Here is a 9261-nt window from a genome sequence, read left to right as displayed (position 1 = left end):
AGGCAGACGCTCTACCAACTGAGCTAACCGCCCGAACTTACAATGTTTATTTAAACTTAATGTTTAAATGTTGTATCGTTCGTTGTGGTGCGTATTATACAGGATAATTTTATCACGTCAAGCATTTTTTTAAAAAAATTTTAAAAAAAATTTTAGGGCGTGATTTTTAAGGAGGCATTCAACTCGCCAAGTCGCTCTGGCGTACCCACATCTACCCAACCACCCAATAGCTTCTCGCCTGACAATCGCCCCTGCAAAATAGCCTCTCTTAGCACAGGAGCAAGCGGTGCTTTTGTGCCGATGGGGGTATCACTCACAAGATTAGGTGATAGCACCGACAAGCCAGCAAAAGTCAGTGGCTCTCCCAATGCACCAATCATGCCATCATCGAGCAAACCAAAATCGCCATTTGGGTTATGGCTAGGATTATCCACCAAATACAAATGCCCTAGCCTCTCGCCAAGTGCCACGTCTGCCAAACAAGCAAAATCAAAATCCGTCCACACATCGCCATTGACCAAAATAAACGGTTTATCTTCTAATAAACCTCTATCTAGTGCCACTTTGATTCCGCCAGCAGTCTCTATCGGTGTCTCAAATTCGTTTTCAAGCGATAAATAAATATCCACCCCAAAATCACGCACGGCAAAATACTCGGTAAGTTTTTCGGAGAGGTATCGTGCATTAATCACGATACGCTCAACACCTGCATTGATGAGTTTTTCGATGTGCCAGACAATGAGGGGTTTACCCCCCACTTCTAGCAGGGGCTTGGGCGTGGTTAGGGTCAAAGGACGCATTCTACTGCCCTCGCCTGCCGCCAAAATCATGGCTTGTTTTATGCTCATACAGTCACCTTAAACTTAGCCTCATAACTTGGCATGATGTTTTGGATAAATGCCAAAAACTCTTTGTAAATTGGGTGGGCTTCATGCTCAACCAACCAATGCAGTTCAATCAGCAAATCCTGCATGACTTTGGGGATATTTGCCAGATATCTGTCTTTACCATCTCTTTGATACAAGCGGATAAAAATCCCCAAGACTTTAAGATGTCTTTGTATACCCATGATATTGACTTCTTTGGTAAAATCCATCAAGCTAACATCAGACTCAATCAAATCATAAAAATGATGAATTTGTGCATTTACCCAGTTTTCATCAACATCGATGTACGCATCACGCACCAGCGACACCAAATCGTAGGTATAAGGACCAATCAGGGCATCTTGAAAATCAATCACGCCCAGCTTGTCGCTGTTTTTGTCTTGCATGAGGTTGCGACTGTGATAATCTCGATGAACCAGCACTTTTGGTTGGGTTTGGATATCGGCAATGACGGTGTTTTTAAGATTATCCCATAGCTCATCGCTCATACGCTCGCCAATATAAGGCAAAAACCATTCGGTAAATAAATTCATCTCAACGGCAAATTTATCATCATCATAAGGCAAAACTTTATCATCTTGAACATCGATGGATTGAATGTCTCTTAGGGTGGCTAATGCCTGATGATAAATGTCATTATTGTCGCTATTTGGCTTGATAAGATGAGCAAATTCTACCGTGCCAAAATCTTGGAGCAGCAAAAACCCACGTGCCACATCTTTGGCAAGAATATCTGGCACATTAACCGCCTCACTCATGACATCGGCAATCGCCAAAAATAAATCCACACTCTCTTTTTGGGGAGGAGCGTCCATCAACAAATAACTAATCTCACGCCCATCGGCATCTTCTGCCAATTTAAAATAAATGCGATGATAACGGCGAAAACTGGCATCTCCTGCCAAGCTCTCCACACGAAAACCCGCACTCAAATGGCTATTTAAAAAATTCATCATCTCATCATGACGTGTCATGGCATGCCCTTTATTACAAATAAATTGACATAGTTTAGCGGATTTTTGAGATTTTAACCAGTAAATTTCTTTTAAAAATTTTATCCATGCTTCATAAAACTATTAATTTTTAAATAAAAATCGGTTAGAATAATAAGTTTAAAAATACTTAGGGCATTGCCATGATGAGCGGACCAATAAAAAACCCAATCTGTACTAAGCTACCCCCAAAAAAACATGAGCTTGCCGTTTGTGTGGGCGTAGCATTGTGCGGTGTCATGCCAACTTTAACTCATGCACAAGGATTTGTTACCTCTGATGACATCACAGTTCATGCAGACCATGTCATCTCCTATAATCCCAACCACAAAAACACCCAAACCATTACGCCAACCACTTTTGTTACCTCCAACACTCCAAGCGTCTTTGATACCCCCAATAAAACCCTCATTACCTCCGATGTCATCTCCGATACCGCTGGCAAAAATCGTGCCATCCCCACTGATGTGATTACTAGTACGCCCACCATCAAAATCAATAATGATAACTACCTAACCACAAGCGACCACACAACCACCAAACACCAAAGTCTAACCAAACTTGCCAAATACTACCAACCCAAAACTACCCATCAGGTTGCTCGCTGTGAGGGGGAGTGGGTATCGCCCAATCACGTCTCCCTAGACACGCACGGCAACAGAATGGGGACATTTTTTGCCCAAGCAGATTATGGTTATTATGATAATGCCGACTACGCTGAGTTGTCAGGTAACGCCATCATCGAACAAAACGGTCAGCAAATCAGTGCCGATAAGCTCATCTACCAACCCAGTACAGGTGCTATTACCGCACAAGGTCAGGTACTGTTTAGTGATGGCACTACCCCCCACAACACCAAATCTATCGGTACTGGCATGATTGGTATGGCGGACAGCTTGCATTATGCTGATAACGGCAATACTGCCATCGCCCATGATGTGGCATTTGCCAGCACCACCATGAACGCACATGGATACGCCCAAACGCTACGCAAGGTCGATGATGACCGCTACCGTATGCAGGAAGTTACTTTTTCTACCTGTCCGCCAAACGAACGCAAGTGGCACATCGATGCCGACAGCATTGACATCAATAACGACACAGGGCGTGGCATCGCCAAAAACAGCACCCTAAAAATCGGCAACACACCCGTGTTTTATTTGCCTTATTTTAATTTTCCCATCGATGGCAGACGTAGCAGTGGATTTTTATTACCCAATGTTGGACTAAATTCAGATAGCCTTGAAGTCAGTACGCCTTATTATCTCAATCTTGCCCCAAACTACGATGTCACCATCACGCCTACGATATTTAGCGACAAGAACCCCATGCTCACAGGCGAATTTCGCTACCTTACAAAACATCTAGGTGCAGGCGTGCTTCGTGGCTCTTATCTGCCATCTGATCGTAAATATTACCACCAAAACCGAGAAAGCCTCTTTTATAATCATCTATGGCAATCGGCACGCTACCCCCATCTATCCGCTTATGCCAATTATCGCTACGTCTCAGACAGCAACTACCTAAACGACTTTGATACGCTTGGCATTGAGGGCAACCCCCTAAATCTACCACGCAACATCGGAGCCAACTACTATAATGACTACATCAGTGCTGATTTGCGTGCTGAGACTTTTCAGACATTGCACGGCAAAAACAACGATGGCACAACCATCTTAGATAAAGACAAGCCCTACTCTCGCCTGCCTCAGCTGTCGGTAAATTATCGCCTACCACCACTGATGAGAGATTTTGGATTTTTAAACCGCCTAAATATTGAGGGCGTACATAATTCTGCTTATTTTAAAAAATCCATTCGTGATAATTCCGAAGCTGAAAAATCAGGATTTCGCATGTACAACCAGCTGTCAGCAAGTCATTCTTTGACCAAAAGCTGGGGTTACATCACACCTAAGATTTCCCTTATCCATCTATACGCTTCTTATGATGAGGACAGCCTACTTGACCAAGAACTCACCAAAGAGGAGGGTACTTATTCTGTCTTTGTGCCTCAGGTTGGTATAGATGCAGGGTTGTTTTTTGAAAAGGCGGGGTCGCCATTTGGTCTGTATGATGATACGTTAGGTGGCTATCAGGTCATCATGCCTAGACTAAAATACATTCACACTCCCTACAAAGACCAACAACAAATCCCTAATTTTGAAACTGCCATCGGACAAATCAGCTATGAGCGTTTATTGTCTGATTCATGGCTTTTGGGTTATGACCGTATTCAAGACCTGCATGCCATCACGCCCGCTCTAAATTATCGTTACATTGATCGCATGGGTAATACACGTTTTGACGGCGGTATCGCCCAGCAGATTTATCTGGACGATACACATGTCAGCATTGATAATGACGAGTCATCTACCAACAAAAATTCAGGGCTTGCTTGGCGTGCCTCAGCCCAACCTTGGCACCATCTTTGGGTAGAGGCTGGCGGAGCATTTAGCTCAAACTACCGCCCAAACTCATTCATTGCTCAGTTTCGCTATCAACCTGACGAGCAAAGATTATACAATTTTGGCATTATTGAACGAAAAGACCACCTGCCCACAGGACAGCTTGCCCTATCTGCTTATACTGCCTCAGCCGTATTTCCCATCAATAACCGTTGGCAAGCACTAACACAGGTGCAATACGACCATAAAAACGACCGTCTGCTTGATGCCTTAGTTGGCATTAATTATGAAGATTGCTGTTATGGTCTGTCTGTCTATGCTCGCAGATACCGCAATGACCTTGATACCGACACACGTGCTAATAACGCCATCATGGCGGAAATTCGCCTAAATGGCATTACCAACGGTGGCAAATTAAGTCGCCTCATGTCTGATAAAGTCATGGGTTATGATAGCGTCAATCAGGCATGGCAACAAGCATACTAAGCCAATCATCATTTGACGAAACAACCATGAAAATGCTACACTTAGCCTATTACCCAACACAGGAACAACAATGAAACACGCATTTTTTATCAAATCCCTACTTGCCATGAGTTTATCTTTTGGCGTGGCAACCTTTGCAAATACCACCAACGATGGTATTTTGGCGAAAGTTAATGATGAAATCATTTTAAAAAGTGAATTTTTGGACGCTGGCGTTGCCATCGCTCGTGAATACCGAGACAGAGGCATTGCCCTATCTGGTCAAGAACTACAAAACCTAACCTTAGACTCGCTCATCAACAAAAAACTACAACTAGGACTAATCCGCCGTGCAGGATTTGTCCCTAACGAAAACATCATCAACCAAGAACTGCTCGCCATCGCCCAGCGTCAAGGTTTTAACAACTTATCTGATTTTCAGCGTTCTTTGGACAACAAAAAAGCAGGCAGTTACGAGAAGTTACGCCAAAGCGTTATCGAGGAAGCCAGTATCGTTGCCTTGTGGCAAGCTCAGGTACGTCCACGCATTAATATCAGCGAACAAGAAGTGAATGCCTTTTTAAATTCCCCAGAAGGTCAAAACGTCCCTCACGAATCCGTGCTTGTCCCCCAATGGCAAACCAGTCATATCCTTGTGGCGGTCAATGACACCCAAAGCGAGAGCCTTGCCGAACAAAAAATCAACGCCTTATACAGCGAACTCCAAAAAGGAGCGGATTTTGCCTCACTGGCTGCCACCTACTCTGACGATACAGGCTCTGCCACGCAAAACGGTCAATTAGGCTGGGTTGGTACAGGACAGATGGTACAAGAGTTTGAACGCGTGATGAAAAATACCGAAGCAGGCGATTTCTCTGTACCGTTTCGCACCCAGTTTGGCTATCATATCCTAAAAGTCAATAACACTCGCCAACTGGACATGAGTGGCGAGGCTCGTAAAGAGAAAGCACGTGAGATTTTATTTAGTCGCCAAGCACCACAAGCTGAGGAAGACTGGATGGAAGAGCTTCGAGCTGGGGCATATATCGAAGTAATTGACTAATATTTCTCAATAAAAAAAAACGGCTCACATCATCACGTAAGCCGTTTTTAATGAAATGTATCAGTGGATACGCCACACCGTTAAGACACCTTCACTGCTTTGGGCATACAACTGCCCTCCCATGACACTAAGGCTGGTCAAAGCACCTTTGGTTTGGGTGCGACTAACGATGTTGCCCTCATTATCAAGCACATGAATCACCCCCTCTAAGTCGCCCACCGCTACATATTTACCGATATTTACAGGGTTGGTAAGCTTGCGGTATTTTAGCTCGTCATTTTGCCATGCTTTTTGACCGCTCATGGCATCAAATGCCACCACCTCGCCAGTAGTGCTTGATACAACGACATTACCACCTAGCCATGCAGGGGATTTGGTGCTAGCAACTTCACTCACAAACATGGTACGACCAGAGCTCATGTCAAAACCAGCAAGCTGTCCGCTATAACTTGGCACAAACAAATACGAACCCACCACCAGTGGCGTACCATCAACATCGCTCATACGATGAACTTGACTACCGCCCACAGCACGACCCACACGGCGATTCCACAGCGGAGTACCCGTCATTGAGTCAATGGCATAAATACGCCCATCTGATGCGCCAAACAAAGCAGTACGCCCATCTAGTGCAATGGGTGTTGCCATGCCACGCACGCTCACATCTGGACTTTGGGTGGAAAATTGCCAAACGGATTTACCTGTAGCTACATCTAATGCATAAATCATACCGTCATTGGTTGATACCATAACTTGATTGCCACTAATAAGGGCAGGAGCAAGCGATGAGCTAGACAACTCTCTTTGCCATGACACCACGCCTGTGTCGCCATCAATGGCGATAATCTTACCAGAGCGAGTACCCACCACCACAATCTCTTCGTTGGTAGCCACGCCACTACTGATAACCTCGCCAACACCGACCGACCAAAGCTGACCTTGCTCGCTAAATCTGGTTACTGTGCCTGCACGACTGGCCGCCACCAAACTACCACGAAACTGAGCAACTTGTAAATCCGCCACGTCCTTTTTATTAAACTTAACCCCCTTAATACGCCCACCACTTTGAGGTAGGGAGACCTGTTGAACTTTGGTTAGTACTGACACCTCATCGGCGATTTTTACCAATTTAGCAGGTTTTTGGGGAGCAGGTTTGGCATCACGGCTAAAACGTTCGCACCCCGTCATCGTAAAGAGCAGTGTGGCAAACATGGCGACATATAGAGGTTTTTTAATGTGATTCATAGCAATCCTTCGTAGGGTAATTAAATGTCATGACATAAAGTATAACATGGTTTTATCAATGTGTATTAATATTTAAAAACATCAACCAATCTTAAATCAACCTTCTGTATCAGGCAACACCTCTGCGGTCTTAGCGGCATCCTCTGATAAAGAAGGAGTGGCAACCACTTGATTTTTGGGCGTGATGGGTGCTGGGTTCATACCCAAAGATTGCATTTTTAGGCTAAGTAGCGAGCGATTTTCGCCACGTTCTGCCAAAGAATCCCATGCCATTTGATAGGCTTTTTTTGCACCCTCTACGTCATTTTTAGCGACATAAATATCGCCAAGAAGTTCTTGTTTTGAGCCATCAAAAGCACTTGGAAAATCGCCACCAACCACTGACAATGCCTCATCGCTCTTATCCGATGCAAGCAATACCTGAGCCAATCTAAGCTGACTGATGGCAGTTAGACCCTTATCATCTAAATCAATGGCTATCGCCTGCTTTAAGGTTGCTACTGCCTCATCATACTGACCATCATCGGATTGATGACGTGCTTTTATCATGAGTGCTTGCCATGCATAAATACCGTCATTGCTTTGGGCCAATTTATCGACATCAGCAAATAACGTTTGCTTCTGTGCCGATACGTCTGCACCCGTATCCACCTCACTCATTAATGCTTCATTTTTTTCATTGATGAGCAAGTAACTGTCCGCTGCCGCTGTATCAATTTTGGCGTAATTTTTTTGATAATATTGAAAACCAAAAAAACCTGCCAATACCACAATAATCGCCCAAACAATATTACCGCCGTGCTTTTTTAGGGCGCTCATTGCTTGTTTGTCATTTACAACCAATTCATCATTCATTGAACATTTCCAAATTTGATTTAAGGGCGTTGATAATACACGCCATTACATTATTCGTTAAATCATCAATTCGCAATTAACTTAATTAATCTCAAAAACAAAATCCATGCCCTGCAAACTTTGTTCACCTGTCGCCATCGTTCTTACGCTGATTTGGTCATTCGCCACTTCTGTTTCACCAATAATCACCGTATAGGTCGCCCCCGATTTATCCGCTTTTTTCATTTGTGATTTTAGGCTGGTTGCACTCGCCATTTTGACACGCAACTTAGGCTGACGGGTGCGTAATTGGTGAGCGTAAAGCACCGCATTCATATAGACATTCTCACCTGCCACGATAAAGACATCACAATCAGGGGTATCAGCGATTGGGTTTACCGTCTCGATGAGTAGCATGAGTCGCTCCACACCCATCGCAAAGCCCACCGCAGGCTCAGACTGCTCAGGATTGCCCTTGATAATGCCCACCAGTCCATCATAACGCCCACCACCACACACGGTGGACTGAGCTCCCAGTTTGTCCGTTACCCATTCAAACACGGTTTTGTTATAATAATCAAGCCCACGCACCAGTTTTTCATTGATTTCAAAATCAATGCCGAGCGTGTGCAGATAATTTTGCACTTGTTCAAAATGCAAACGACTTTCTTCACCCAAAAAGTCTGATAATTTGGGAGCTCCAAGCAAAATGTCTTGGGTTTGTGGGTCTTTGCTGTCCAGCACCCGCAAAGGGTTGGTGGTTACACGTCTTTGACTGTCGTCATCAAGCCCGTCAAAATGGGCGGTTAGATAATCTACCAACGCATTTTTATACGCCAAGCGTTCGTGTGCTTCGCCAAGTGTGTTGAGTTGCAAAGTCACATGCTCATCAATGCCCAGTCGCTTCCACATCATCGCCGTCATCGCAATCAGCTCAGCGTCCGCATCAGGCAAAGCCGAACCAAAACTCTCCACCCCAAGCTGAGTAAACTGACGATAGCGACCCTTTTGGGGGCGTTCATAGCGGAACATATTGCCCAGATACCACAGCTTTGGCGTATCGCCACGAGTCATGTTATGCTCAACAATCGCTCGCACACAGCCTGCTGTCCCCTCTGGGCGTAGGGTAAATGATGTCTCTTTTTCGTCTTTGCCGGTGTTGTGGTTGCCATGCACCACACCAAACATCTCTTTTTCCACGATGTCGGTTGCCTCGCCCACGCCCCGTGCAAAGAGTTCAGTTTGCTCGACAAGGGGCAAACGAATTTGGCTAAACCCATAACCATCAAGCACTTGGGTTAAAATCGCCTCCACCTGACGCCATTTGGCGGACTCGGTGGGTAAAATGTCATTAAAGCCACGAATGGCGG

At 44.8% G+C, this 9261-nt stretch carries 7 protein-coding genes; 2 read left to right on the top strand and 5 right to left on the bottom strand.

Going from position 1 to position 9261, the window contains the following annotated elements; translation table 11 throughout:
• Window positions 1-152: 152 nt before the first annotated feature.
• Together Q4B79_RS09445 and Q4B79_RS09440 are read right to left on the bottom strand one after the other, a co-directional pair.
• Window positions 153-848: a nucleotidyltransferase family protein gene (locus tag Q4B79_RS09445; RefSeq protein ID WP_303086169.1), complete on the bottom strand. Its 696-nt coding sequence runs from the start codon at window positions 846-848 to the stop codon at window positions 153-155.
• The gene (locus Q4B79_RS09440; RefSeq protein ID WP_303086168.1) at window positions 845-1861 is read right to left on the bottom strand and encodes an aminoglycoside phosphotransferase family protein; all 1017 of its coding nucleotides are present in this window, start codon (window positions 1859-1861) and stop codon (window positions 845-847) included. Before Q4B79_RS09440 ends, Q4B79_RS09445 begins: the two co-directional genes overlap by 4 nt.
• A 161-nt stretch (window positions 1862-2022) precedes the next feature.
• Here Q4B79_RS09440 and Q4B79_RS09435 point away from each other — a divergent pair, with 161 nt between their 5' ends.
• Window positions 2023-4770: an LPS-assembly protein LptD gene (locus tag Q4B79_RS09435; RefSeq protein WP_303086167.1), complete on the top strand. Its 2748-nt coding sequence runs from the start codon at window positions 2023-2025 to the stop codon at window positions 4768-4770.
• A 70-nt stretch (window positions 4771-4840) separates the two neighbouring features.
• Window positions 4841-5812, top strand: coding sequence for a peptidylprolyl isomerase (locus Q4B79_RS09430; protein WP_303086166.1), 972 nt, complete (start codon window positions 4841-4843; stop codon window positions 5810-5812).
• 60 nt (window positions 5813-5872) lie between these two features.
• Here Q4B79_RS09430 and bamB read toward each other — a convergent pair whose 3' ends face one another.
• The 3 genes from bamB to hisS form a co-directional block, all read right to left on the bottom strand.
• The gene (gene bamB / locus Q4B79_RS09425) at window positions 5873-7057 is read right to left on the bottom strand and encodes an outer membrane protein assembly factor BamB (RefSeq protein ID WP_303086165.1); all 1185 of its coding nucleotides are present in this window, start codon (window positions 7055-7057) and stop codon (window positions 5873-5875) included.
• 96 nt (window positions 7058-7153) lie between these two features.
• The gene (locus tag Q4B79_RS09420) at window positions 7154-7912 is read right to left on the bottom strand and encodes a tetratricopeptide repeat protein (RefSeq protein WP_303086164.1); all 759 of its coding nucleotides are present in this window, start codon (window positions 7910-7912) and stop codon (window positions 7154-7156) included.
• A gap of 81 nt (window positions 7913-7993) precedes the next feature.
• Window positions 7994-9261: histidine--tRNA ligase (hisS, locus tag Q4B79_RS09415; protein ID WP_303086163.1), on the bottom strand; the 1268-nt coding region annotated here is incomplete at its 5' end.

The organism is Moraxella sp., from assembly GCF_030525845.1.
GTDB lineage: Bacteria > Pseudomonadota > Gammaproteobacteria > Pseudomonadales > Moraxellaceae > Moraxella.
Note: the sequence above shows the minus strand (reverse complement) of the source record. Positions and strands in the feature narration are given on the sequence as shown.